The organism is Ralstonia mojiangensis (genome assembly GCF_023955645.1).
GTDB classification, from domain to species: domain Bacteria; phylum Pseudomonadota; class Gammaproteobacteria; order Burkholderiales; family Burkholderiaceae; genus Ralstonia; species Ralstonia mojiangensis.
This window is the reverse complement of the sequence record NZ_JAMXHU010000001.1, coordinates 1,101,537-1,123,513: the sequence shown is the minus strand read 5'-3', so window position 1 is coordinate 1,123,513 and position 21,977 is coordinate 1,101,537. Positions and strand designations below refer to the sequence as shown.

Annotated in this window: 28 protein-coding genes and 1 tRNA gene; 10 read left to right on the top strand and 19 right to left on the bottom strand. The window is 60.7% G+C overall.

Annotated features, from left to right (window positions below):
• Positions 1 to 86 precede the first annotated feature (86 nt).
• Entirely contained in the window at positions 87 to 887 is an 801-nt protein-coding gene (locus NG898_RS05415) for a hypothetical protein (RefSeq protein WP_252691387.1), read from the top strand.
• A gap of 222 nt (positions 888 to 1,109) precedes the next feature.
• Here the strand turns inward: NG898_RS05415 and NG898_RS05410 are convergent, their stop codons facing one another.
• Both NG898_RS05410 and NG898_RS05405 read right to left on the bottom strand, forming a co-directional pair.
• Positions 1,110 to 1,874 carry a DUF1828 domain-containing protein gene (locus tag NG898_RS05410; RefSeq protein ID WP_252691386.1) on the bottom strand — a complete coding sequence of 255 codons (765 nt, stop codon included), beginning with the start codon at positions 1,872 to 1,874 and terminating at the stop codon, positions 1,110 to 1,112.
• On the bottom strand, positions 1,871 to 2,350 hold the full coding sequence (locus tag NG898_RS05405; protein WP_252691385.1) for a hypothetical protein: 480 nt from the start codon (positions 2,348 to 2,350) through the stop codon (positions 1,871 to 1,873). The genes NG898_RS05410 and NG898_RS05405 overlap by 4 nt, the downstream gene beginning before the upstream one ends.
• 209 nt (positions 2,351 to 2,559) lie before the next feature.
• Between NG898_RS05405 and NG898_RS05400 the strand changes: the two genes are divergently transcribed.
• The 6 genes from NG898_RS05400 to NG898_RS05375 are packed head-to-tail and all read left to right on the top strand — an operon-like array spanning position 2,560 to position 4,185.
• Positions 2,560 to 2,703: a hypothetical protein gene (locus tag NG898_RS05400; protein WP_252691384.1), complete on the top strand. Its 144-nt coding sequence runs from the start codon at positions 2,560 to 2,562 to the stop codon at positions 2,701 to 2,703.
• Between the two features lie 9 nt (positions 2,704 to 2,712).
• Positions 2,713 to 3,144 (top strand): hypothetical protein, encoded by a 432-nt coding sequence (locus NG898_RS05395; RefSeq protein ID WP_252691383.1) that lies wholly within the window; start codon positions 2,713 to 2,715, stop codon positions 3,142 to 3,144.
• Positions 3,141 to 3,287 carry a hypothetical protein gene (locus tag NG898_RS05390; RefSeq protein WP_252691382.1) on the top strand — a complete coding sequence of 49 codons (147 nt, stop codon included), beginning with the start codon at positions 3,141 to 3,143 and terminating at the stop codon, positions 3,285 to 3,287. Before NG898_RS05395 ends, NG898_RS05390 begins: the two co-directional genes overlap by 4 nt.
• 31 nt (positions 3,288 to 3,318) lie before the next feature.
• Positions 3,319 to 3,498, top strand: a complete 180-nt coding sequence (locus NG898_RS05385; protein ID WP_206275325.1) for a hypothetical protein — start codon at positions 3,319 to 3,321, stop codon at positions 3,496 to 3,498.
• 22 nt (positions 3,499 to 3,520) lie between these two features.
• Positions 3,521 to 3,802 (top strand): hypothetical protein, encoded by a 282-nt coding sequence (locus tag NG898_RS05380; RefSeq protein ID WP_102065065.1) that lies wholly within the window; start codon positions 3,521 to 3,523, stop codon positions 3,800 to 3,802.
• Positions 3,802 to 4,185, top strand: a complete 384-nt coding sequence (locus NG898_RS05375) for a hypothetical protein (protein ID WP_252691381.1) — start codon at positions 3,802 to 3,804, stop codon at positions 4,183 to 4,185. Before NG898_RS05380 ends, NG898_RS05375 begins: the two co-directional genes overlap by 1 nt.
• A gap of 44 nt (positions 4,186 to 4,229) precedes the next feature.
• On the opposite strand, the gene NG898_RS05370 is transcribed toward NG898_RS05375, so the two are convergent.
• Complete coding sequence (locus NG898_RS05370; RefSeq protein WP_252691380.1) at positions 4,230 to 4,538, bottom strand: hypothetical protein; 309 nt, start codon at positions 4,536 to 4,538, stop codon at positions 4,230 to 4,232.
• Positions 4,539 to 4,637: 99 nt separating this feature from the next.
• Between NG898_RS05370 and NG898_RS05365 the strand changes: the two genes are divergently transcribed.
• Entirely contained in the window at positions 4,638 to 4,886 is a 249-nt protein-coding gene (locus NG898_RS05365) for a hypothetical protein (protein WP_252691379.1), read from the top strand.
• Positions 4,883 to 5,953: a tyrosine-type recombinase/integrase gene (locus tag NG898_RS05360; RefSeq protein ID WP_252691378.1), complete on the top strand. Its 1,071-nt coding sequence runs from the start codon at positions 4,883 to 4,885 to the stop codon at positions 5,951 to 5,953. Before NG898_RS05365 ends, NG898_RS05360 begins: the two co-directional genes overlap by 4 nt.
• A gap of 258 nt (positions 5,954 to 6,211) precedes the next feature.
• Here the strand turns inward: NG898_RS05360 and NG898_RS05355 are convergent, their stop codons facing one another.
• From NG898_RS05355 to NG898_RS05285, 15 genes are all read right to left on the bottom strand, one after another.
• Positions 6,212 to 6,643 (bottom strand): MerR family transcriptional regulator, encoded by a 432-nt coding sequence (locus tag NG898_RS05355; RefSeq protein ID WP_252691377.1) that lies wholly within the window; start codon positions 6,641 to 6,643, stop codon positions 6,212 to 6,214.
• 71 nt (positions 6,644 to 6,714) lie between these two features.
• Positions 6,715 to 7,131, bottom strand: coding sequence for an integration host factor subunit alpha (locus tag NG898_RS05350; protein ID WP_092969979.1), 417 nt, complete (start codon positions 7,129 to 7,131; stop codon positions 6,715 to 6,717).
• Between the two features lie 78 nt (positions 7,132 to 7,209).
• Positions 7,210 to 9,639 carry a phenylalanine--tRNA ligase subunit beta gene (gene pheT, locus NG898_RS05345; RefSeq protein ID WP_252691376.1) on the bottom strand — a complete coding sequence of 810 codons (2,430 nt, stop codon included), beginning with the start codon at positions 9,637 to 9,639 and terminating at the stop codon, positions 7,210 to 7,212.
• 54 nt (positions 9,640 to 9,693) lie between these two features.
• Positions 9,694 to 10,728, bottom strand: a complete 1,035-nt coding sequence (pheS, locus tag NG898_RS05340; protein ID WP_027681227.1) for a phenylalanine--tRNA ligase subunit alpha — start codon at positions 10,726 to 10,728, stop codon at positions 9,694 to 9,696.
• Between the two features lie 142 nt (positions 10,729 to 10,870).
• Positions 10,871 to 11,227, bottom strand: coding sequence for a 50S ribosomal protein L20 (rplT, locus tag NG898_RS05335; RefSeq protein ID WP_012762124.1), 357 nt, complete (start codon positions 11,225 to 11,227; stop codon positions 10,871 to 10,873).
• A 28-nt stretch (positions 11,228 to 11,255) separates the two neighbouring features.
• Complete coding sequence (gene rpmI / locus NG898_RS05330) at positions 11,256 to 11,453, bottom strand: 50S ribosomal protein L35 (protein ID WP_004636003.1); 198 nt, start codon at positions 11,451 to 11,453, stop codon at positions 11,256 to 11,258.
• 167 nt (positions 11,454 to 11,620) lie between these two features.
• Positions 11,621 to 12,145 (bottom strand): translation initiation factor IF-3, encoded by a 525-nt coding sequence (gene infC / locus NG898_RS05325; protein WP_369812430.1) that lies wholly within the window; start codon positions 12,143 to 12,145, stop codon positions 11,621 to 11,623.
• A 42-nt stretch (positions 12,146 to 12,187) separates the two neighbouring features.
• Positions 12,188 to 14,095 carry a threonine--tRNA ligase gene (gene thrS, locus NG898_RS05320; protein ID WP_252691375.1) on the bottom strand — a complete coding sequence of 636 codons (1,908 nt, stop codon included), beginning with the start codon at positions 14,093 to 14,095 and terminating at the stop codon, positions 12,188 to 12,190.
• A 382-nt stretch (positions 14,096 to 14,477) separates the two neighbouring features.
• A tRNA-Val gene (locus NG898_RS05315) sits at positions 14,478 to 14,554 on the bottom strand.
• 22 nt (positions 14,555 to 14,576) lie between these two features.
• Positions 14,577 to 16,802 (bottom strand): RelA/SpoT family protein, encoded by a 2,226-nt coding sequence (locus NG898_RS05310; RefSeq protein ID WP_252691374.1) that lies wholly within the window; start codon positions 16,800 to 16,802, stop codon positions 14,577 to 14,579.
• A 39-nt stretch (positions 16,803 to 16,841) separates the two neighbouring features.
• Positions 16,842 to 17,210, bottom strand: coding sequence for a RidA family protein (locus tag NG898_RS05305; RefSeq protein ID WP_252691373.1), 369 nt, complete (start codon positions 17,208 to 17,210; stop codon positions 16,842 to 16,844).
• A 30-nt stretch (positions 17,211 to 17,240) separates the two neighbouring features.
• Entirely contained in the window at positions 17,241 to 18,110 is an 870-nt protein-coding gene (locus tag NG898_RS05300; protein ID WP_252691372.1) for an alpha/beta fold hydrolase, read from the bottom strand.
• Between the two features lie 144 nt (positions 18,111 to 18,254).
• Positions 18,255 to 19,034 (bottom strand): 3-hydroxybutyrate dehydrogenase, encoded by a 780-nt coding sequence (locus NG898_RS05295; protein ID WP_065856452.1) that lies wholly within the window; start codon positions 19,032 to 19,034, stop codon positions 18,255 to 18,257.
• A gap of 22 nt (positions 19,035 to 19,056) precedes the next feature.
• Positions 19,057 to 19,692 carry a 3-oxoacid CoA-transferase subunit B gene (locus NG898_RS05290; RefSeq protein WP_252691371.1) on the bottom strand — a complete coding sequence of 212 codons (636 nt, stop codon included), beginning with the start codon at positions 19,690 to 19,692 and terminating at the stop codon, positions 19,057 to 19,059.
• A 10-nt stretch (positions 19,693 to 19,702) separates the two neighbouring features.
• Entirely contained in the window at positions 19,703 to 20,404 is a 702-nt protein-coding gene (locus NG898_RS05285; protein WP_024975497.1) for a CoA transferase subunit A, read from the bottom strand.
• 153 nt (positions 20,405 to 20,557) lie between these two features.
• Between NG898_RS05285 and NG898_RS05280 the strand changes: the two genes are divergently transcribed.
• Positions 20,558 to 21,103, top strand: a complete 546-nt coding sequence (locus NG898_RS05280) for a LuxR C-terminal-related transcriptional regulator (RefSeq protein WP_004636022.1) — start codon at positions 20,558 to 20,560, stop codon at positions 21,101 to 21,103.
• Between the two features lie 11 nt (positions 21,104 to 21,114).
• Here NG898_RS05280 and NG898_RS05275 read toward each other — a convergent pair whose 3' ends face one another.
• Positions 21,115 to 21,900, bottom strand: coding sequence for an SDR family oxidoreductase (locus tag NG898_RS05275; RefSeq protein WP_045203199.1), 786 nt, complete (start codon positions 21,898 to 21,900; stop codon positions 21,115 to 21,117).
• Between the last annotated feature and the right edge of the window lie 77 nt (positions 21,901 to 21,977).

Sequence of the window (21,977 nt, the reverse complement as noted above, 5' to 3'; positions counted from 1 at the left end):
ACACCGCGATGTATTATTAGGAGCCCCATGTAGTTCCAAAAATAAGGGGGGGCACGTCCTACACAACAAAAACGGGGTTGGGGAATATGGCGATCGAGCTCATCATCCAGCATGTAGCTGCCGCACTGATATTTGGCGCGCTCATGGTCGCGATTTTTCGCGGCAAGAGGGCCTTGTTTAAGCAAAAGCCGCCCACCGGCAAGGAACAGATTGTGGTTGCCGCGATCTGGATTTTCGTGAGCGTGCTCGGTCAACTCGGCAACTCCCTCAGCCCCTTCGAGCGAGAGCGCTCCGTTGCCGAAGGGCTCAAGAAGGCACCTTTGGGGAATGCGCTTGCAACCAACGCGCCGCGGGAATTCGAGAATCTAGTTAAGCGGATCGCAGCTGTTGACGACCGCGCGCCAGACGCGAAGGAGCAGGTAACGAACTTGGTTTTGACCACAGTTGACTCAATCGTCAACCAGCGCGTACCCACAGCACCGGATGCAGTCGTTGTGCGCTGGGCCAGCGCTCAAGCGCAAGGCACACGCGAAATCCAACAACGCGACCCCATCGCTTGCTACAACAAAATTTATGGGCACACCGGGCAAAACTTTGTGCCTTCCGAAGCAACATATAACGCCCTCACGAACGCCCGTATTGAGCTACTGCAGACCTCAGCACAAGCGCCGCAAGCCAGCCAAGCGTTCCTCCGCGACAAACTGAGGCCCATCATGACTCGGCTCGGGCAGCGCTATGGCTCGCGAATTCGTGTTCTAGACAACCCAACCGCTCCCGACGCGAACAAACAAGACGCCTGCGAAATCACGCTCACGCTGTGGGAGGAAATCGCACACCGCCCTCCCGAGGAGGCGGGGCCCATCCTGCGGGCGCTGTACAAGAGCTAGGCCTACGCGAGAACGCCCACAACGAGAGAAGAGCAATAGAGCTCGGAGAAATCACGAATCGTTGGATTGGAAGCAGGCGGCGCTGCACCTAAGCGCAACCCAAAGATCCGGTCGTGAAGGGTATTGAGAACGGCCGCCCGAGCAGAGCGCCAGGCGCACATCCCCAAGAAAAAAACCGCCTCAGACAAACGAAGCGGCTTTATGGGCGTGTGACCGGTGTGCTCAGTTCATGGAGGTTCCCATGGTGAGCGCATATTTCCGTTGAAGATTCGTTAACAGCCAGACATCTGCAAAGCGACTCAGGATTGCGGCTTCCTGCGTAGCGCGCGTTGCGTTTCCTCTGTCGTCTATGATGACTCGGAACGGCACATCGGCTTGCGATGGAACGCCTGACACATCGGCCAGTTTTCGAAGTTCTGCCGCAGTGGATTGTGGACGCGAGGTAACGACATCGATGAACTCGCCATCGATCTTGAAGTGGAAATCATGAGAACGGCCGGATAGGCCCCTCATGGATTGACCGTGAAGAATTTCATGGCCAGGTTTCCACTGTTGCAAATAGAACTCGACCTCGGCGGCGAGTGATGTCGTGTCAGTTGTAATACCGGCGTTCTCCGCTTCCCATGAGGAAACCGCTAGCACAGCTGCAACAACTTTCTCAAATCCCTCGCGAGCGTTTTGAATCGGAACGAGAGTCGAAATTTCTCCCTCATCCGACAGTTCGGCTCCAGACGTGACTACAAGGCGTTTTACCGGGGTAAGGCCGCGATTATCTCTGAAGTGAATCCCCGACCCTTCGATGTGGAACAAAGTGTCTCCGCCGTCAAAGAATCGGATCAAGGAGTCGAGTTCTTCCGCGAAAATATGGATGCTATCGCCATCGAAGTGGCGAAATGGCGTCGTGAGGCAGTGCACTACCTCGCCGCTTGGTTGGACCAAACGACGGCACTTGAACCCGATCGATGTAAACAGTTCTGAGCAGTTCATTGCCGTTGCAGATGAAAAGCAAATGGCGATTGTGGCGGCCCCTCGAAGACAATGTTAGCTCTCCTCGAGAAATGATCCAATGCCGCCTCGAATGTGTCGGGATAGGTGCCTTCACCCAGAGAGATTCGGTCATGTCCAACGTGCTCGTGCGGCCAGTCATGGTCGCCCGGATCGCACAGGGGAAGGCTAGTCGTATCGAGTTGGTATGCCCGTCGCGGGGTCCCAAATTCCGTGCGGAACAGAGAAAACTTGTAGCACTCGCGGAACGGCTTCTGGCTTTTTAGGCATAAAAGCTCCACCGCCAGAGCCTTCCTATACTCGCCGTCTTGAGTGATTACCCCCACAGCAAGACGCCACTTCTCAATCTTTCCACCGGAAAGCAATTCCCACTCCTGCTCAGGCGCGGCCTTTGGTATCGCGAGAAGCGCTTCTGCGTCGGCTCGGGGAAGGTCGAGATGATTTGCCATGGAGTGCATAGAAAACCGCTTCCTATGCACCTTACTTGATCCAGCGGCCGATGTCGATTCGGCCAAAGGGGTCCCCGCGGGATCGGAAAGCAAGCCCAGACCCACACGCTGCAACCTGAAAGGCGCCACACATCTCTACATTTTATAATACCATTGGGTATTGTTTTAAAATATACCAATAGGTACTCTCAACTCCACTAACTTTAAGTGGAGCACCAATGCATCGCCTCTCGCAGCTCACCGCCACCCTCGCCTACCTCGCCGCCCTCGGCCTGGTCCTAGCCTTCCACGCATACGCCCTCCATCTCGACGAGACATCGGAGATCGCCGCCCCCAATCGCGTTTCGACGCGCGAAGCTTGAGGAGCGGCCATGGCAAAGAAGCATCCCACCTTCAAGGAACTGTGCAGCCTGTCGCTGCTTGATCAGGCGCTTTGGCACGAGGAAAAGCGCCACGCCATGCGCATGGCCGAAATCCAGAAGATGGCGAAAGCCCTCAATGCCCTGGAGACCGAACGCGCAGCCATTGAACGAAACGGTTATCGCCTCTTCGGCGAGAGCATTTCCCGTGACTTCGCGAGTTCGACACTGAGGTATTCCGGCCTTCTTCCCAGCCACGAGATACGACTCGCAAGCACGTTGCTGCGCGCGGGCTGGAAGGTCGTAGAACGAGGCTCGGGCCAATACCCTAGCCCCACGTTCAAGAAGGGCCGCCTCAAGCTCACGTTGTCTTGCTTGAACAAAGACGCGCTCGAACTGGCAGAACAACGGGTTGCCGCTACGCCCGCGACGGAGGCGGCATGACGCAGCTCGTCAACTCGCGCGTCGTCCGCCTTGCACACGGCCCACTATCGGAGCGCCCTGCTCTGGGCCTGGCGCTGGTCGTGCTGCTGTTCGGCCTCGCCGGCGCCATCGCGCCCGAAGCCGCAATGGTGCTCGGGGGCTGACATGCCTCCGCGCCCCATCGCAGACGCGGCCGTGCTCGCCGAGCGCAACAAGCTGCGCCTCATCTGCACCGACGCGCAGGCCCTGGCCGCGGGCCCCGTCCGCACCGCCATCGAGGCATCCGCGCACGCCCGCACCCATCCGCGCATTCGCACGACCCGCCGCGTGTGGGTCGACCTCAAGAAACTGGCTGCAGGCGACTTCGACGACTGACCAGCCGCAACGGAGACCAACCATGCATCGCATAGTGAACCGTACCCCCGCCACCCTCCGCATCGGCAAGCACGACGTGCAACGCCGCCCCGTACCCGGCTCGCTGCATTGCAGCTACACCCTGCGCGTCGACGGCGTTGTCGTGTGGGAGAGCATCAGCATCCCCTGCGCACGAGATCTCGACGGCGCCGTCAAAACGCACCGCTCGTGTCAGGAAGTCATGCAGGCCGCGCGCCGTGGTGGGCGCCGGATGGGTATGCAGAAGATCAACGGCGCTGTTCGGCCGAAGCGGGGGGCGTTGTGATGTCGGCCGCGGAAATCCCGAAGGAAAGCACGCTCAATCCCCCGGCCGGGTCAACGGAGCTCGCAAAGCTGCGCGCACTGATAGCAGATGATGGCTTTGCTGCCACGTTCCAAACGATGGGGCGGTACCGAACGGCACTGCTGCAGATCGCCTCCGCGCTTGCACGCAGCCCCACCCCGAACGCCGAGCCGGTTGTTATCGACCATTCTGGTGAGGTCAACAAAATGGTTGAGGAGCAGGCTGTGCCGGAGACGGGCGAGCCTGAAACGCTGGCCGAGTTGACATGGTGCATCGAGCACGGATGCCATGGCCCTCGCACCTATCGGGCTTTGGTGAGCGCCCGTGAACAACTGCTCGCCGCGGCTATCCGCGCAGGTCAATGACTACGGCAGGCCAAGCGGCACTGACGAGGCGATTGATGAAGAGCCTACATAGCAGACAGATCGCGAAGCAACCGCCCTTCGTGCTTTTCAGGCTCCTCGACCTCGATCCACTCATAGCCGCTGTCGCCAACAACGACACCCACTTTCGGGCCGGGCGGCCTGAGCCCTTGGATGGTGTGGAGCGCGTAGACAACATCACCGCTCATGAGAAGCATGATGATCTGGTCGATGTCTACATCTGCAAATGGAGATCCCCACGAGTTCGTCTGTGGATTGATCAGCGCATAGCGAACATGGGTTGCACGGCCCGTTGCATGGTCAATACGCGCGTGGGTAATCCCGTAGTACGCCATCTACACCTCCCGCTGTTTTAACCATCGTAACACCGGCAGCAAATGACCAACGCAGCAGCACGAGTCATCGAAACGAGCCGGCCGCACACGGAGCACATCATGAACCAACGATTGATGACCGAAGCCGACCTATACCGAGTGACCAAACTGAAGCAAAACGCAGCGCGCGTGCGCTGGTTCTTGATGAACTTCGGTGTAAGGCCCGTGCAGAGCGCCGACGGCAGCCTGACCCTGACGTGGGGAGCCTACGAGATCATGCAGGCCCGGAGAGCCGGCGGCATGACGCCAACGCATGACGCGCATGCGGCGGCACGGCCCAAACTCGTGCGCGTTGGCAGGGCAGCATGAACGCACGCCGCCGCACAAAGCCCGACGGGCTACCGAGCCGCGTCTACAAGCGCAACGGCAGCTTCCACTGGGTACGGCCGAACGATCAGAAATGGATCAAGCTCTGCCGGATCGACGAGGGCGAGACACGCATGTACGAGCGCCTGGCAGAAGAGAAGCGCAAGGTGTCGATCGACGTTGGCGAGCGCACCATGCCGCGCCTCGTGCGAATCTATATGGACCAGCATGTAGCCGGCTACGCGGCATCGTATCGGGCCGAGTGGGAACGCCGCGGCGAGGTGGTACGCACCGCGTTTGCCAACTTCGACATCGAGCTCGTGGACGTCGAGGCCTGCGAAGAATTTCTGACCAGTAACTGGGGCGACAAGCTGAGCACGCAGAGGGCCATGAAGGCGTGGTTACAGTCGTTCTTTTCCTGGGCCGTGCGCAAGAAACACATCGAGATCAACCCAGTGCGGGAGATCAAGGTGAAAAAGCCGAAGGTGCGCAAGGTCTACATCCGGCCGGAGCACTTCGTCGCCATCCGCGACGCGCTCGCCGTGGCCGCCGACGGCAAGAAGACACCGACCGGCCCGATGATGCAAGTGTTTGTCGACCTCTGCTACCTGACGTGCCAGCGTTCAACCGAGATCCGCAACCTCCGCTGGGCAGACATCGACACCAAGCGAAAGCTGATCCGCTTCGTGCCTAGCAAGACGGAAGACAGCAGCGGCGAGGCCGTGGACTGGCCCCTCACGCCCGAGATTGAAGAAGTGCTGAAGCGCGCCAAGAAAATCGAGCCCATCGGCGGCGATTATGTGGTGCGAGACAAGAACGGCAAACCGAGGACAGCGGGCGCCTGCCGCGATGCATGGAACGATGCCAAAGCCCGCGCCGGCCTGACAGACACCGGCTACACGATCAAAGACATCCGCGCCCAGGCACTGACCGACGCCAAGCGCGCCGGGTACGACATCGACGAGCTGCAGATCGCGGGCGCACACACCGATCGGGCAACGACCGAGGGCTACATCAAGCAGCGCGACGTGCCAGTTTCAAACGTCCGTCTTACGCTGCCGGCGGCCTGAAATTCTGTCCAATATGACCCATCCGACGTGCCGGAAAGCCGCGTGGCTACGTGCTCAAGAATTAAGCACGATATTGGACAGTTTTCCTAAGAACCGTTGATTGGCGCGGCTTTGTGACTAATTGCCCACCTACATGGGGTGCAGGTGGTCGGAGGTTCAAATCCTCTCGCCCCGACCAAAACAAAAGCCCGCGTAACGGATCACGTTACGCGGGCTTTTTCGTTTCTATCTGAGCGCTTCTTGTCTGCAATATCGGCTTTATGGCTTGTCGGTACGCAGCACTTCCAACACGGCCGACAGCTCACGCCGCAAGTCATGAACATCGACCGACGTGCTCGCAGCGACGGACATCGGCGCCGCGACTTCCATTTCCTGCTCATCGGCCTCGACCGGCGACGCGGCAGCCACACCATGTCGCAACTCGTCCAGCCGGTTCCGCGCGCCATTGATCGTGAAGCCCTGCTCGTACAGCAACTCGCGAATACGCCGGATCAGCAGCACTTCATGATGCTGGTAGTAACGCCGATTACCGCGTCGCTTGACGGGCTTGAGCTGCGTGAACTCCTGCTCCCAATAGCGCAGCACGTGCGGCTTGACGGCGCACAGGTCGCTCACTTCCCCAATGGTGAAGTAGCGTTTGGCAGGAATCGGCGGCAGGTTGACCCGCTCCGTGTGTTTATCGGCGGCCATACAGGGCGGAACTACAGGGCTGGCGAAAGAAACGGATTGAACAGACGGCTGAACGAGATCACGCAGCAGAATTACGCGACATCGACCGGCAGCGGCTCGACGCGCTCTTCAACGAGCGCCTTGAGCTTCTGGCTCGCATGGAACGTAACAACGCGACGCGCGGTAATGGGGATGATCTCCCCCGTCTTTGGATTTCGGCCCGGACGCTGCGGCTTGTCGCGCAACTGGAAGTTACCGAAGCCGGACAGCTTGACACTGTCGCCCTGTTCGAGCGCCTCGCGAATCACGTCGAAAAATGCCTCGACCATGTCCTTCGACTCACGCTTGTTCAAGCCGACCTGCTCGAACAGCATCTCGGCAAGCTCGGCCTTCGTAAGCGTCGGCACGTCCTGACCGCGCGCATCACGTGCGTCGGCCAATGCTGCCGAAGAAGAACCGAGCGAGTCGCCCAAGGATGCCGCCAACGCTGGCGCGTGTTGATCGTTCATAGGATTCGCTTAGCGTATTCGATCCGAATGCGGAGGTTCGTTCGAGCTGTCTCTAGCGCAGTGCGGACGTCTGAGACGTCAGGCGCGCAGGCGCGCGCCGAATGCATCGCCGGCCGCTCGAATCAGTTGCTGTGTGGCGGCCTCGACAATGTCGTCCTGAAGGGTGCTGTCAGTATCTTGCAACGTAATTCTGAAGGCAAGGCTTTTCTCCTGCGCCCCAATGGTAGCCGTGGCGGCCTTCGGACGGAACTCATCGAACAGCACAACGCCCTGCAGATAACGCTGCCACGGGGTGCCGACAGCCGCTTTCTCGAACGTGTCGACCAGATCCTGCACCGCTACATCTTGGCGCACAACCAGCGCGATGTCGCGCGTCACGGCCGGCACACGTGGCACTTCACGATACTTGGGCAGGCCCACCGCAGTGATGGCATCGAGCTCCACCTCCCACACCACCGGCGCAGTCGCCAGATCGTACTTCTGCAGCCAACGCGGGTGCAGTTCACCGATCCAGCCGATGGCGCGGCCATTCAGCACCACGCGCGCGGAGCGTCCCGGATGCAGCGCGGGATGTTCGGCGCGCTCGAAACGCGCCTGCAGCGGCCACAGCAGCGACTCGACATCGCCCTTCACATCGAAGAAATCGACCGGACGGGTCTGCACGCCCCACTGCTCTTCCTTCGACGGACCATACGCAATGCCGCCCGCCATCATCGGCTGGGCATAGCCGGCGATCGACAGACCACCGTCCGCGACATTCGCATCGCGGTGGAACACACGTCCCACCTCGAACATGCGCACGCGCGAAGCCTTGCGATTCAGGTTGTAGCGCACCTTGTCCAGCAAACCGCCGATGAGCGTGCCGCGCATCACCGAGTACTGGCTGGCAATCGGGTTCAGTAGCGGAATCGGGTTGGTGTTGCCAGCAAAGTCGGCTTCCCATTCGGTCTCGACAAAGGCGAAGTTGACGACCTCGTGGTAATCGCGCGCGGCCACGGCATGACGCACGTCGTGCATCGTGCGACGCGCCTCGTCGGTCGGGCGCATCGCGCTCTCGGCCACCGGCGGCTTGGCGGGAATCTGCTCGAAACCGTAGATGCGAGCGACTTCTTCGATCAGGTCTTCCTCGATTTCGAGATCGAAGCGATACGACGGCGGTTCGACGATAAACACGTCGCCGTCCACGCTGAACGTGAGGCCGAGCCGCTTGAACACGTCCGACACAACGTCGTGCGACAGCGGAATACCGAGCACACGCGCAGCACGTGCGACACGCATGCGCACCGGTTCGCGCTTAGGCAGATTGACGATCTGATCGTCGATCGGGCCAGCTTGGCCGCCGCAGATTTCCAGGATCAGGGCACTGATGCGTTCGATGTGTTCAACGGTGGTCGCGTAATCAACGCCGCGCTCGAAGCGATGACCGGCATCGGTCGAGAAGTTGTAGCGGCGTGCACGGCCCTGGATGGCTTCCGGCCACCAGAATGCGGCTTCGACGTAGATGTTCTGTGTATCGAGCGTGACGGCCGTCTTGTCACCGCCCATGATGCCGGCGAGGCTTTCGATGGCCTGCTCGTCCGAGATCACGCCGACCTTTTCGTCGACGGTGATGGTGTCGCCATTGAGCAGCTTCAGCGCTTCGCCGGCCTTGCCCCAACGCACCGTCAGGCCACCGTGGATCTTGTCCAGATCAAACACGTGCGACGGACGGCCCAGCTCCAGCATCACGTAGTTCGAGATATCGACCAGCGCCGACACGCTGCGCATACCTGCGCGCTCGATGCGCGAGACCATCCAGGCCGGCGTCTTCGCGTGGGCGTTCACGCCGCGGATGATGCGACCAGAAAAGCGACCGCACAGGTCCGGTGCCTCAACCTTGACGGGCAGCTTGTCAGCCAGCGCCACCGCAACGGGTGCCATCGACGGCATGGTGATCGGCGCGCCCGTCAGAGCGGAAACTTCACGTGCCACGCCGTGGATCGACAGGCAGTCCGCCTTGTTGGGCGTGAGTTTGATGATGAAGATCTGGTCGTCCAGATCGAGCACCTTGCGGATGTCTTCGCCCACCGGCGTGTCTTCCGGCAGGATCAGGAGGCCGCCGTGGTCTTCCGACAGCTTCAGCTCGCGCGCCGAACACAGCATGCCGTAGCTCTCCACGCCACGCAGCTTGCCGATCTTGATCTTGAACGGCTTGCCATCCTCGCCAGGCGGCAGCTCGGCGCCAACCATCGCGCACGGCACCTTGATGCCGACCGACACGTTCGGCGCGCCGCAGACGATCTGCAGCAACTCGCCCGTACCCGCATCGACCTTACACACGTTAAGGCGATCGGCATCCGGGTGCTTGTTCACCTCGACCACATGGCCGACAACGATCTGCGAGAACGGCGGCGCAACGGGGTCGACCTCTTCCACTTCGAGGCCAGCCATCGTCAGGCGATGGGAGAGTTCATCCGTGGTGATCGACGGATTGACGAAACTGCGAAGCCAGGATTCCGGAAATTGCATGGCGCGACAGGAAAGAGAATTCGATTAACGGGGCGACAAAACAGCAAACGGCGTTTATGCGAACTGACGCAGGAAACGCACGTCGCCCTCGAAGAACAGGCGCAGGTCGTTGATGCCATAACGCAGCATCGTCAGGCGCTCCAGGCCGGAGCCGAACGCAAAGCCGATGTAGCGCTCAGGGTCCAGACCCATGTTGCGTACCACGGTCGGGTGCACCTGGCCGGAACCGGAAATCTCCAGCCATTTGCCGTTGCCGAATGCCATGTCGATCTCGGCCGACGGCTCGGTGAACGGGAAATACGACGGGCGGAAACGCACCTGGATGTCGTCGCGCTCGAAGAAATTGCGCAGGAAATCGGTATAGACGCCCTTCAGATCAGCAAAGCTGATGTTGTCTGCAATCCAGAGGCCTTCGACCTGATGGAACATCGGCGAGTGCGTGGCATCGCTGTCGACGCGGTACGTGCGGCCCGGGGCTATCACCTTGATCGGCGGGATGCGATCGAGGTGCTTGTACTTCTCGACGTGCATGCGGGCATAGCGCACCTGCATCGGGCTGGTGTGCGTGCGCAGCAGCAGGAGCTTGTCTTCGCTGTCTCGACCGTCGATGTAGAACGTGTCCTGCATCGAGCGCGCCGGATGGTTGTCCGGGTTGTTCAGCGCCGTGAAGTTCATCCAGTCCGATTCGATTTCGGGGCCGTCAGCCACATCGAAACCGATCGAACCGAAAATCTTGGCGACCCGCTCCCAGGTATTCATCACCGGGTGCAGACTGCCCTCGGCCACATCGCGGCCTGGCAGCGTTACGTCGATCGCCTCGGCTGCAAGGCGTGCGTTCATCAGCGCATCGGCCAGCGCCTGGCGGCGGGCGTTCAACGCCTCCTCAACACGGCTCTTGGCTTGGTTGATGCGCGCGCCCTCGGATTTGCGCGTCTCCGGATCGAGCTTGCCCAAGCCTTTGAGCAAGTCGGTCAGCACGCCGGACTTACCGAGAAAGCGCGCCTTCTCGTTTTCCAGCGAGGCGTTGTCCTCCACGGAGGCAAACGCGTTTTGGGCATCGACGACGACTTGATCCAGATCCAGTGACATGGGAAGGCGAGCGAAAAAATTCGGGGTGATTCGGGTCCGCGAAATGCGCGGAATAAAAAACGGGGCTCGGTGAGAGCCCCGTCAGGGTGATCAGCCGGCAAACTTACTGGGCAATTCCAGCGGCCTGCCCGGCCAATCCAATTCAGGCGACGTTGGCTTTCACCTGGTTCACGATGGCAGCAAAAGCCACCTTGTCGTGAATAGCCATGTCCGACAGCACCTTGCGGTCCAGCTCGATGGACGCCTTCTTCAGGCCGTTCATGAACTTGCTGTAGGTCAGACCATGCTCGCGTGCGCCTGCGTTGATACGTGCAATCCAGAGAGCGCGGAACACGCGCTTCTTGTTGCGACGATCGCGGTAAGCGTACTGGCCAGCACGCATGACCGCCTGCTTGGCGATGCGATAGACGTTATTGCGGCGGCCGCGGTAACCCTTGGCTGCGCTGATAACCTTCTTATGACGGGCCCGCGCTGTGACCCCACGTTTTACTCGAGGCATGAAATGCTCCTTTCGTAGTTAGTTAGGGTTAGGCGTACGGCATCATTGCGCGAACGGACTTCAGGTTCGTCTCATGGACGCCCTCGGTACCGCGCAGGTGACGCTTGTTCTTGGTGGTCTTCTTGGTCAGGATGTGACGCTTGAAGGCTTGGCCACGTTTGATCGTGCCACCAGGACGGGCAGTAAAGCGCTTGGAGGCGCTTTTCTTCGTCTTCATCTTCGGCATGGAACAACTCCGTTTTTGACATGAAGCCAGGTGGACGGCTGGCGCCGACACTTGCAAGACCCGGGCTCACTTGTTGTATCGCGGCAGGCTTTGACACCTGCCGCGTCTTCCGACGTTTCCGTCTGGAACCTGCTCAGCGCGGTCGGAATCGCCCGACCGCCACTGCATTACTTTTTCTTCTTGGGCGCCAACATCATCACTGCCTGGCGACCTTCCATCTTCGGCATCTGCTCAACCTGACCGAATTCCTCCAGGTCAGACTTGATACGCTCCAGCACACGCATGCCGAGTTCCTGGTGAGCCATTTCGCGGCCGCGGAAGCGCAAGGTAACCTTTACCCGGTCGCCATCCTCAAGGAAGCGCGTTGCGTTGCGCAGCTTGACGCCGTAGTCGTTGTCGTCGGTACCAGGGCGGAATTTGACTTCCTTCACCTGGATGACCTTCTGCTTCAGCTTGGCCTCGTGAGCCTTCTTCTGCTCCGAATACCTAAACTTGCCATAGTCCATCAGGCGGCAGACTGGCGGCGTTGCAGTCGGCGCGATCTCGACCAAGTCGACGTCCTTCTCTTCTGCCAGACGCAGCGCGTCGAACAGTTTGACGATGCCGAGCGCCTCATTATCAACCCCGGTTAGCCGGACTTCCGGCGCGGTGATCTCGCGGTTGAGGCGGTGAGAAGATTTGTCAGTAGCGATGTTGATGTCCTCGAAGAATCAAAAAAACAGGCCGTGCCCAGCTCATGACTTGTTGGCGAGATCGTTCTGCAGTCGCTCAACGAACGCCGACACCGGCATGGAGCCTAGATCGACGTTGCCACGGGCACGCACGGCCACCTGATTTTCATCCCGTTCTTTGTCGCCAACCACGATCTGGTATGGGACCTTCTGGACGGAATGCTCGCGGATTTTATACCCAATCTTCTCATTCCGCAAATCGACGACCGCCCTAAATCCTTGTTTTTGCAGGGATTGCGCAACGGATTGTGCGTACTCGGCGTGCGAATCGGTGATGCTGAGCACCGCAACCTGCACCGGGGAAAGCCACGTCGGCAGCGCTCCGGCATATTGCTCGATCAAGATACCGATAAAGCGCTCGAGGCTGCCAACGATAGCTCGGTGCAGCATGATCGGGCGATGGCGCGCGCCGTCTTCGCCGACAAATTCAGCATCCAGGCGCTCCGGCAGGTTCGGGTCGACCTGAATCGTGCCGCATTGCCATTGACGACCAAGCGCATCCTTAAGCACATATTCGATCTTCGGACCGTAGAACGCACCCTCGCCTGGCAGATACTCGAACTCGCAACCCGAGGCACGCAAACCTTCGGCCAACGCGGCTTCGGCGCGATCCCAGCTTTCTTCGGTGCCGATGCGCTTGTCCGGCCGCGTCGATAGCTTGTAAAGAATCTCGGTAAAGCCGAAATCTTTGTAGACCTTCTGGAGCAGCGTCGTAAATGCCGTCACTTCGGCCTGAATCATGTCTTCAGTACAGAAGATGTGACCATCGTCCTGCGTGAAGCCGCGCACGCGCATGATGCCGTGCAAGCCGCCCGAAGGCTCGTTGCGGTGGCAGGCACCGAATTCACCGAAGCGCAGCGGCAGATCGCGATAGCTCTTGATCCCCTGTTTGTAGATGAGGATGTGGCCAGGGCAGTTCATCGGCTTGAGCGCGTATTCGCGCTTTTCCGATTCCGTGATGAACATGTTCTCGCGGTACTTGTCCCAGTGGCCGGTCTTCTCCCACAACGTCTTGTCGAGAATCTGCGGACCCTTCACCTCCTGGTAGCCGTTCTCGCGATACACACGGCGCATGTACTGCTCGATCTCCTGCCAGAGCGTCCAGCCCTTCGGATGCCAGAACACCGTGCCGGGCGAGTATTCGTCGATATGGAAGAGGTCCAGCTCACGGCCGAGCTTGCGATGGTCGCGCTTTTCGGCCTCCTCCAGCATGTGCAGGTAGGCTTCCTGGTCTTCCTTCTTGGCCCAGGCCGTGCCATAGATGCGCTGGAGCATCTCGTTGTTGTGGTCGCCGCGCCAGTAGGCGCCAGCCACCTTCATCAGCTTGAAGACCTTGAGTTTGCCCGTGGACGGCACGTGCGGGCCGCGGCAGAGATCAACGAAATTGCCTTCGCGGTACAGACCAATTTCCTGATCCTCAGGAATGGAGGCAATGATCTCGGCCTTGTACTTTTCGCCCATGCCTTGGAACAGCTTGACGGCTTCGTCGCGGCTCAGCACTTCACGCGTGACCTTCTCGTCCTTCTTGGCGAGCTCCGTCATCTTCTTTTCGATGGCGACGAGGTCTTCGGGCGTGAAGGGGCGCTTGTAGGCGAAGTCGTAGTAGAAACCGTTCTCGATGACCGGGCCGATGGTGACCTGCGCGTCCGGGTACAACTCCTTGACGGCGTAAGCCAGCAAGTGGGCCGTAGAGTGACGGATCACGTCGACGCCGTCGGAGTCCTTGTCGGTGATGATGGCGAGCTTGGCATCGCGGTCGATCGTGTAGCTCGTGTCGACCATCTGGCCGTCCACGCGGCCCGCAAGGGCTGCCTTGGCCAGGCCTGCACCGATGCTTTGCGCCACGTCTGCGACCGTCACCGGGCCGGGAAACTCACGCCGGGAACCATCCGGCAACGTGATTGCGATCATGCTTGCTCCTGTGGAGTCACCGTTGCGCATTTCAGGTTTCAGAGATGCACAGCGGTCGTTATTCTGTCGTGCGCCACGCCAAGTCAGCGCAGCAGGTTGTCGAATCGAATGCTTCGAAGCGCTTTCAGCTTGATCGCCACGCGTGACACGAAACTGCGGACGAAAAAAAACGCGGCCAAGGCCGCGTTTTCATTTGCGTCATCTACCGCTTGGGCAGACCGCAAAGGGCGAAAAACGCACCTTGACTACTGTCGCTCCGAAGCGGTTGTAGTTCGCGGTGCCTGAATCATATTTCGCCTTGTGTTCAGTTGTACGGGACAAACCCGGGAATTGCGAGGATGACGGCTTGGACACCCTACCCGACGCGCCCTGCTAAATGCGTTGGTAGGCTCGATTGGACTCGAACCAACGACCCCCACCATGTCAAGGTGGTGCTCTAACCAGCTGAGCTACGAGCCTGCCGAAGAACAAAACTATACCGTCACTTCCTTCGGGCTGTCAATACCCCCGGCACTTCTTCGATCAAAGTCAGCGCGCGCTGCAGTTGTGTCGCCTCTGACACCTCCGCGGTGAACTGCATTTTTGCGACGCCCTTGCTCGACAGCGTGCGCACGCCGGTCACGTTGATCTTCTCGCGCGAGAGAATTTCCGAAATGTCGCGCAACAAGCCCTGCCGGTCCAGGGCCTCGACCTGGATGTCGATCGGATAGACCGAATCGCTGCGTTGGCCCCACTCCGTCTGGATCACGCGGCCAGGAGCACGGGCAGCCAACTGCTGAAACGTCGCGCAACTCTGACGGTGGATCGAGACACCGCGGCCACGCGTGACAAAGCCGACGATAGGATCGGGCGGCGCCGGCTTGCAGCAGCGCGACATCTGCGTAAGGAGTGAGTCGACGCCCACCACCAATACGCCGCTCTTGGCGCCACGAGCCACGCTGGTGGCGCGGCTCTTCTTGGTAATGGCCGCTTCGTCGTCGACGGGCGCGGGCGGCGGTGCCCCATCAGAGCGCAAAACTGCCTCGATGCGACGCAGGCTCAGCTCGTCCTTGGCGACCACAGCGTAGAGATCGTCCGGCGTCTTGTAGCCGAGCTTGGCGGCCAGCTCTTCCAGGTTGACGGCGGTCTTGCCTTCGCGTTGCAGCGTCTTGTCGATGAGCGCACGGCCCTGCGCAAGCGTCTCTTCCAACTCCATCGCGTTGAACCACGCGCGCACTTTCGTGCGGGCACGCGGGCTGACGAGATAGTGCAGCTCGGCGTTCAGCCAATCGCGCGACGGCCCGCCCTGCTTGACGGTGACGATCTCGACAGTCTGGCCGTTCTTGAGCGGCGTATTCAGCGGCACCATCGTGCCGTCGACGCGCGCGCCGCGGCAGCGGTGGCCGAGATCGCTGTGCAGGTAATAAGCGAAGTCGACCGGCGTCGCGCCTTGCGGCAACGCGATCACGCGCGCCTGCGGCGTCAGCACATAGATGTGATCATCCAGCTCGGTGTGCTTGAGTTGCTCCCACGGGGAATCCTCGTGCGCGACGATGTGCTCGGCGTCATCCTTCCAGGCGAGCAATTGGCGAAGCCAGGCGATTTTCTCGTCGTAGCGCTCGCTGGCGGAGAACTGGCCGGCATAGCCCTTGTTGCCCGCCTCCTTGTAGCGCCAGTGCGCGGCCACGCCGTACTCGGCAAAGTGGTGCATCTCGCGCGTGCGGATCTGCACCTCGAGCGCGCGGCCGTCGTCGCCGATCACCACTGTGTGCAGCGACATGTAGCCGTTAGCTTTCGGGCGCGAGATGTAGTCGTCAAACTCCTTCGGGATCGGCTGCCACATGTGGTGCACGAAACCGAGCACCGTATAGCAATCCTTGATGTCGTCGACGATGACGCGGAAGGCTCGCACATCGTACAGATCGGCAAAGTCGAGTTCCTTGCCGCGCATCTTCTTCCAGATGCTGTAGATGTGCTTGGGCCGCCCGCTGACCTCCGCCTGAATGCCGGCATCGTGCAAGGTCTTTTGGAGTTGCTCGATGGCCTGGCCGATGAACTTCTCGCGCTCGATGCGCTTTTCGTCCAGCAGGCGGGCGATGCGCTTGTAGGTATCGGGATCCTCAAAGCGGAAACCGAGGTCTTCAAGCTCCCACTTCAGCTGCCAGATGCCCAGACGGTTTGCGAGCGGCGCGTAGATATCCAGCGTCTCGCGCGCCATGCCCTCCGGCGCCGAGCGCTTCGTCTGCGCAAGCCAGCGCAGTGATTGCAGCCGCGACGCCAGCCGGATCAGCACCACGCGAATATCCTGCGCGAAAGCCAGCAACATCTTGCGCAATGCCTCGACTTGCGCGCGGCGCGCTTCGGCTTCGTTCTTGCGCGTGATGCCGGCATCGGTCGGGCTGGCGAGACCGGCAATCGCGCCAATGCGCAGCAGTTGCCGCACGTCGTGCACGAGCTTGACAACCTCGGCACCGAACGCGGGCTCGAGCGCCTTTTCGTTGTCCATTGCCAGCGTGGGCAACAGAAACAGCGCTGCGGCCTGCAACGACGGCGTATCGACACGCAGCCCTTCAAGAATAGCGATCGTGCCGCGCGCGTGCGACTCCAGCGGCTCGCCGGTCAGCGTGACGCTGTCTACGGCGTTGGCCGCGAGATATTCGATCGCTCGTGCGACCTGCTCTGCCGCCGATCCGGACCCCTCGGCCGGCCGTTCGGTCTTGTTCTCCATGATGCGTCCTGCTTGCGTCTGGCCTGTTGCGCGACGGGCTCAGCTTTTCTGTGCGGCCGTCACGACGATTTCGATGCGGTACTTCGGATTGGCCAGCGCAGCCTCAACGGTGGCGCGCGGCGGCGAGTTCTTGGAATCGGCGGCGACCCATTGGTCCCACACCTTATTCATCTCGCCAATCTCGCCGATGTCTTTCAGGAAGATCTGGCACATCAGGATGCGCGTCTTGTCGCTGCCGTTGGCGGCCAGCACGCGATCGATGATGGCGAGCACTTCCACCGTCTGCTCGGCAATGCCGGCGTCGAGCGTGGTCTCAGGCACCTGGCCTGCCACATAGACGACGCCGTTGTAGACAGCTGCGTCGGAATAGCGATGTTCGACGTTGTAACGCTTCAGTTCAGTGCTCATCTTGCAAATCGAATAAGGTCAAGCAACCGGTCATTGACCGAGAAAGAATTTGCGGGCGATCGCCACCTGATCCGGCTGGATGAAAGTCGGCGCATGGCCCACATCGGGAATTTCCACCGTGTTCACATGTTGGCCGCGTTGCATCATGGCCTCGACGGTCTCGCGCGTCAGCAAATCGGAATGCGCGCCGCGCACCACCAACACCTCGCCAGGAATCGCCTCGAACAGTTTCCACAGCGTAGCTTCGCCAGCGGCGATCATTTCCGGCGTGGTGTTCTTGAATGGCTCAGCCAGGCGCGGATCGTAATGCAGAATCCATTCGCCGCCCTGGGGTTTCAGGATCGCGGTATTCAGTTCACGCCATTGCTCCGGCGTGTGGGGACCAAATGAAGCGCTGATTGTCTTGAGGTACGTCAGCCCTTCATCAAAGGTCTTGAAGCGGACGTTCAGGCCCAGGTAAGCACCGATGCGCGTCAACGACGATTCCGTCACGCGCGGGCCCACATCGTTGAGCAGCAGCTTGCGAATCGGCGATTTCGGCAAGCCTGCCAAGCCGATGCCGATCAGGCCGCCCATCGAGGTACCGAACCAATCGACGGACTCCGCATTTACGCGCGCGAGCAGCGTGACCATGTCGGACGCGTACTGCGGCAGCACATAACCCTTCGGATCGGCCAGCCAATCGGAGCGCCCGCGGCCCACCACATCGGGGCAGATCACGCGATAGTCATTGCACAGCGCCTGCGCCAGCACGTCGAAATCACGCCCCGTGCGCGACAGGCCATGCACGCAAACCAGCACACGCGGATTCTGCGAGTCGCCCCACTCGTGATACGCCATCCGATGCAAGCCGGACGGGCTCAGGCATTGCACGAAGGCAAGGCGCGGCGAAACTGGCATGAACAACTCCTACACGTGAATGACGGAGACAGCGAAGCCTGATTGTACGCGGCCCCGCAGGCATGCGGCGGCGCAGCAGACATGCGCTGTCATCAAAAACAAAAAAGCCCCGCCGGAGCGAGGCTTTTTCAGAAGCAGATCGGCTTACTGCGCGACCCAGCCACCATCCATGTTCCACGCGACGCCGCGCACTTGCTCCGCCGCATCGCTGCACAGGAACACCGCTAGCGCGCCAAGTTGATCGGGCGTAACGAACTCGCCCGAAGGCTGCTTTTCCATCAGCAGATCCTTCTTCGCTTCGAGCGCGGACAGGCCATCCTTCTCAGCACGCGCGTCGATCTGCTTCTGCACCAGGGGCGTCAGCACCCAGCCCGGACAGATCGCGTTGGACGTGATGCCCGTCTGCGCCGTCTCCAGCGCCACCGATTTGGTGAACCCGACGATACCGTGCTTGGCCGCCACATACGCCGACTTCTGCGCCGATGCCACCAAGCCATGCGCTGACGCGATATTGATGATGCGACCCCAGTTTTTGCGCTTCATGCCCGGCACAGCAAGCCGCGTCGTGTGGAAAGCCGAGGTGAGGTTGATGGCAATGATGGCATCCCAGCGCTCTGTCGGGAAATCCTCGACGTTGGCCACGTACTGGATGCCGGCGTTGTTGACGAGGATGTCCACGCCGCCGAACTCCGCGTCGGCATAGGCGAACATTGCCTCGATCTCAGCCGGCTTGCTCATGTCGGCGCCGTGGTATCCGATACGGATGGCGTTCTTGCCTGCCGCCGCGATCTGCGCCTTGGGCGCTTCCACATCGCCAAAGCCGTTCATGATGATATTGGCGCCCTGCGCGGCCAGCGAACAGGCGATACCCAGACCGATCCCGCTGGTCGAGCCCGTAACGAGGGCGGTTTTCCCTTGCAGCATACGTGTCTCCGGAGGTCAGCGATTACAGCAGATTGACACCAGTCTTGGCCTGGATGTCTTCGCGCGAAACACCCGGCGCGGTTTCGATCAGCTTCAGGCCCTGCTCGGTCACATCGATCACGCCAAGGTCCGTAATGATGCGATCCACCACGCCCACACCCGTCAGCGGCAGCGTGCACTTGGGCAGCAGCTTCAGGTCTTCGGTGCCGTCCTTCTTCTTGGCGGTGTGCTCCATCAGCACGATCACGCGCTTGACGCCGGCCACGAGGTCCATTGCGCCGCCCATGCCCTTGACCATCTTGCCGGGAATCATCCAGTTGGCGAGGTCGCCCGTTTCGCTCACCTGCATCGCGCCGAGAATCGACAAGTTGATCTTGCCGCCGCGAATCATCGCAAAGCTCTGGTCGCTGCCGAAGATGGCGCTGCCGGGCAGTGTGGTCACGGTCTGCTTGCCCGCGTTGATCAGGTCGGCGTCAACTTCGTCTTCCGTGGGGAACGGGCCGATACCGAGCATGCCGTTTTCGCTTTGCAGCCAGACTTCCTTGTCGCCGGTGTGGTTGGCAACCAGTGTCGGGATGCCGATGCCGAGGTTGACGTAGAAGCCGTCTTGCAACTCCTGGGCAGCGCGCGCCGCCATTTGGTCTTGTGTCCAGGCCATGTCGGTCTCCTTAGTTGGCTGCTCGGATGGTGCGCTTTTCGATGCGCTTCTCGGGCGTGGCATTGAGCACCATGCGGTGCACGTAGATGCCCGGCAGATGAATGTCGTCCGGTGCCAAATCGCCCACTTCAACGATCTCTTCGACTTCGACGATGCAGATCTTGCCGGCGGTGGCCGCAGCCGGGTTGAAGTTGCGCGCGGTCAGGTTGAAACGCAGGTTGCCGGACTTGTCGGCCACCTGCGCCTTCACCAGCGCCACGTCGGGCACCAGCGAGCGCTCCATGACGTACGTCTCGCCGTCAAACTCGCGCAGCTCCTTGCCCTCGGCTACCAGCGTGCCGACGCCGGTCTTGGTGAAGAATGCCGGGATGCCGGCGCCACCCGCGCGCAGCTTTTCTGCCAGCGTGCCTTGCGGCGTGAATTCCAGCTCGAGCTCACCAGCCAGGTACTGGCGCTCGAACTCCTTGTTCTCGCCCACATAGGACGAAATCATTTTCTTGATCTGGCGCGTTTCCAGCAGCAGGCCCAGGCCAAAGCCGTCAACGCCCGCGTTGTTGGAGATGCATGTCAGGCCCTTGACGCCCGAATCGCGCAGTGCGGCAATCAGCGCTTCCGGAATGCCGCACAGGCCGAAGCCGCCCACGGCGATGGTCTGGCCGTCCTTGACGACGCCCGCGAGCGCCTCGCTCGCGCTGGCGAAGATTTTGTTCATGCGTGCTCCTTCCTTGGTGGTCCAACAAATCCGGCAGGGTTTTGACCGATCACACAGTTGGGGTTTGTGCGATGCAGCGCCGGAAAATAGTAACGATACAATCTGGCGAGAATACGCAAGCGTCGCGCGACGCAGCAATACGTACGAATACATATGCCCGCCCTCGACTACCAAACTGCGTTCCAGCTTGCCCCTGTCGGCATGGTGATGTCCCGCGAGCGGGTGATGCTCGACGTCAACGACGAAGCCGCCCGCATCTTCGGCCACGCACGCACGACAATGATCGGGCAGTCCTTCGAGCTGCTTTATCCAACGCACGACGAATACGAGCGCACCGGCGCGCGCATCATCCCCGTCATGAATGCGCGCGGCAGCTATTCGGACGAACGCATCATGAAGCGCGCCAATGGCGAGCTGTTCTGGTGCCACGTCACGGGCCGGGCGCTCGACCGCGCCAAGCCGCTGGGCGAAGGCATCTGGACGTTCGAAGATCTGTCTGCGCATCGCCCTGTTACAGCAGCGCTCACGCCGCGCGAACGCGACATCGCCGCGCAACTGGTCGAGGGCAAAACCAGCAAACAGATCGGCAAGCAGTTGGAAATCAGCCCGCGCACGGTCGAAATCTACCGCGCGCGGTTGATGAAGAAGTACGCCGCCAACACCTCGCTCGAACTTGTGCAGCGGCTGATGGGGCACTAAGCCCCAGCGCCTTACACCATGCCGTCGTCGGCGTTGATAACGGCACCGTTGATGAAGTCCGACTGATCCGACGCCAGCAGCAGAATCAGCCCATCCAGGTCTTCCGGCTTACCGACGCGCTTGCGCGGCAGCATCTGCACCAGCTTCTGGCCAGGCTCGGTTTCCCAATGATGATGATTGATTTCGGTATCGATATACCCCGGGCAAATCGCGTTGGTATTGATGCCATAACGCCCCCACTCCAGCGCCATGGCCTTGGTCATGTGCACCACGGCCGCCTTGCTCATGCAATACACGCCAATCTGCGACAGCACTTTCAGCCCAGCCACCGATGCGATGTTGACGATGCGCGACTGCGGCAGCGGCGAGCCGTTCTTCTCGGCGCCCTTGGCCCGCGCAATCATGCGCTTGGCCGTTTCCTGCGCCACAAAGAAGGCGCCGCGCGTGTTGGTATCGAATACGAAATCGAAGTCGTCCGGCGTAACGTCCACCATGCGCTGCGTGGTTGAAACGCCCGAATTGTTGACCAGGATGTCGATCGTGCCGGCTTCGGTTTCAGCGTGGGCGATGGCCGATCGGATGCTGTCCGGATCAGTCACGTCCAGCCGGATGACGTGGGCGCTGCCGCCCTTCGATTCGATGTCGGCACGCAGTTCTTTCAGGCGCTCGACACGGCGCGAGGCCAGCACGACCTTTGCGCCAGCGGCCGCCAGCGTGTGCGCGAAACGCGCGCCCAGGCCACTTGACGCGCCCGTGATCAGCGCGACCTTGCCTTCCAAATTGATCGACAAACCCATGATGCGTGTTCCCCGTGTGTTGGTTCGACATGCGCCGGGCTGCTCCGAAGCAGCACCGGCATGTGATTTGGGCGCAG

What these genes read in the sequence shown, in the direction of transcription:
- NG898_RS05415 (WP_252691387.1), top strand. Translation starts at nt 87, where the DNA reads ATGGCGATCGAGCTCATCATCCAGCATGTAGCTGCCGCACTGATATTT.
- NG898_RS05410 (WP_252691386.1), bottom strand. Translation starts at nt 1,874, where the DNA reads ATGAACTGCTCAGAACTGTTTACATCGATCGGGTTCAAGTGCCGTCGT.
- NG898_RS05405 (WP_252691385.1), bottom strand. Translation starts at nt 2,350, where the DNA reads ATGCACTCCATGGCAAATCATCTCGACCTTCCCCGAGCCGACGCAGAA.
- NG898_RS05400 (WP_252691384.1), top strand. Translation starts at nt 2,560, where the DNA reads ATGCATCGCCTCTCGCAGCTCACCGCCACCCTCGCCTACCTCGCCGCC.
- NG898_RS05395 (WP_252691383.1), top strand. Translation starts at nt 2,713, where the DNA reads ATGGCAAAGAAGCATCCCACCTTCAAGGAACTGTGCAGCCTGTCGCTG.
- NG898_RS05390 (WP_252691382.1), top strand. Translation starts at nt 3,141, where the DNA reads ATGACGCAGCTCGTCAACTCGCGCGTCGTCCGCCTTGCACACGGCCCA.
- NG898_RS05380 (WP_102065065.1), top strand. Translation starts at nt 3,521, where the DNA reads ATGCATCGCATAGTGAACCGTACCCCCGCCACCCTCCGCATCGGCAAG.
- NG898_RS05375 (WP_252691381.1), top strand. Translation starts at nt 3,802, where the DNA reads ATGTCGGCCGCGGAAATCCCGAAGGAAAGCACGCTCAATCCCCCGGCC.
- NG898_RS05370 (WP_252691380.1), bottom strand. Translation starts at nt 4,538, where the DNA reads ATGGCGTACTACGGGATTACCCACGCGCGTATTGACCATGCAACGGGC.
- NG898_RS05365 (WP_252691379.1), top strand. Translation starts at nt 4,638, where the DNA reads ATGAACCAACGATTGATGACCGAAGCCGACCTATACCGAGTGACCAAA.
- NG898_RS05360 (WP_252691378.1), top strand. Translation starts at nt 4,883, where the DNA reads ATGAACGCACGCCGCCGCACAAAGCCCGACGGGCTACCGAGCCGCGTC.
- NG898_RS05355 (WP_252691377.1), bottom strand. Translation starts at nt 6,643, where the DNA reads ATGGCCGCCGATAAACACACGGAGCGGGTCAACCTGCCGCCGATTCCT.
- NG898_RS05350 (WP_092969979.1), bottom strand. Translation starts at nt 7,131, where the DNA reads ATGAACGATCAACACGCGCCAGCGTTGGCGGCATCCTTGGGCGACTCG.
- pheT (WP_252691376.1), bottom strand. Translation starts at nt 9,639, where the DNA reads ATGCAATTTCCGGAATCCTGGCTTCGCAGTTTCGTCAATCCGTCGATC.
- pheS (WP_027681227.1), bottom strand. Translation starts at nt 10,728, where the DNA reads ATGTCACTGGATCTGGATCAAGTCGTCGTCGATGCCCAAAACGCGTTT.
- rplT (WP_012762124.1), bottom strand. Translation starts at nt 11,227, where the DNA reads ATGCCTCGAGTAAAACGTGGGGTCACAGCGCGGGCCCGTCATAAGAAG.
- rpmI (WP_004636003.1), bottom strand. Translation starts at nt 11,453, where the DNA reads ATGCCGAAGATGAAGACGAAGAAAAGCGCCTCCAAGCGCTTTACTGCC.
- thrS (WP_252691375.1), bottom strand. Translation starts at nt 14,095, where the DNA reads ATGATCGCAATCACGTTGCCGGATGGTTCCCGGCGTGAGTTTCCCGGC.
- NG898_RS05310 (WP_252691374.1), bottom strand. Translation starts at nt 16,802, where the DNA reads ATGGAGAACAAGACCGAACGGCCGGCCGAGGGGTCCGGATCGGCGGCA.
- NG898_RS05305 (WP_252691373.1), bottom strand. Translation starts at nt 17,210, where the DNA reads ATGAGCACTGAACTGAAGCGTTACAACGTCGAACATCGCTATTCCGAC.
- NG898_RS05300 (WP_252691372.1), bottom strand. Translation starts at nt 18,110, where the DNA reads ATGCCAGTTTCGCCGCGCCTTGCCTTCGTGCAATGCCTGAGCCCGTCC.
- NG898_RS05295 (WP_065856452.1), bottom strand. Translation starts at nt 19,034, where the DNA reads ATGCTGCAAGGGAAAACCGCCCTCGTTACGGGCTCGACCAGCGGGATC.
- NG898_RS05290 (WP_252691371.1), bottom strand. Translation starts at nt 19,692, where the DNA reads ATGGCCTGGACACAAGACCAAATGGCGGCGCGCGCTGCCCAGGAGTTG.
- NG898_RS05285 (WP_024975497.1), bottom strand. Translation starts at nt 20,404, where the DNA reads ATGAACAAAATCTTCGCCAGCGCGAGCGAGGCGCTCGCGGGCGTCGTC.
- NG898_RS05280 (WP_004636022.1), top strand. Translation starts at nt 20,558, where the DNA reads ATGCCCGCCCTCGACTACCAAACTGCGTTCCAGCTTGCCCCTGTCGGC.
- NG898_RS05275 (WP_045203199.1), bottom strand. Translation starts at nt 21,900, where the DNA reads ATGGGTTTGTCGATCAATTTGGAAGGCAAGGTCGCGCTGATCACGGGC.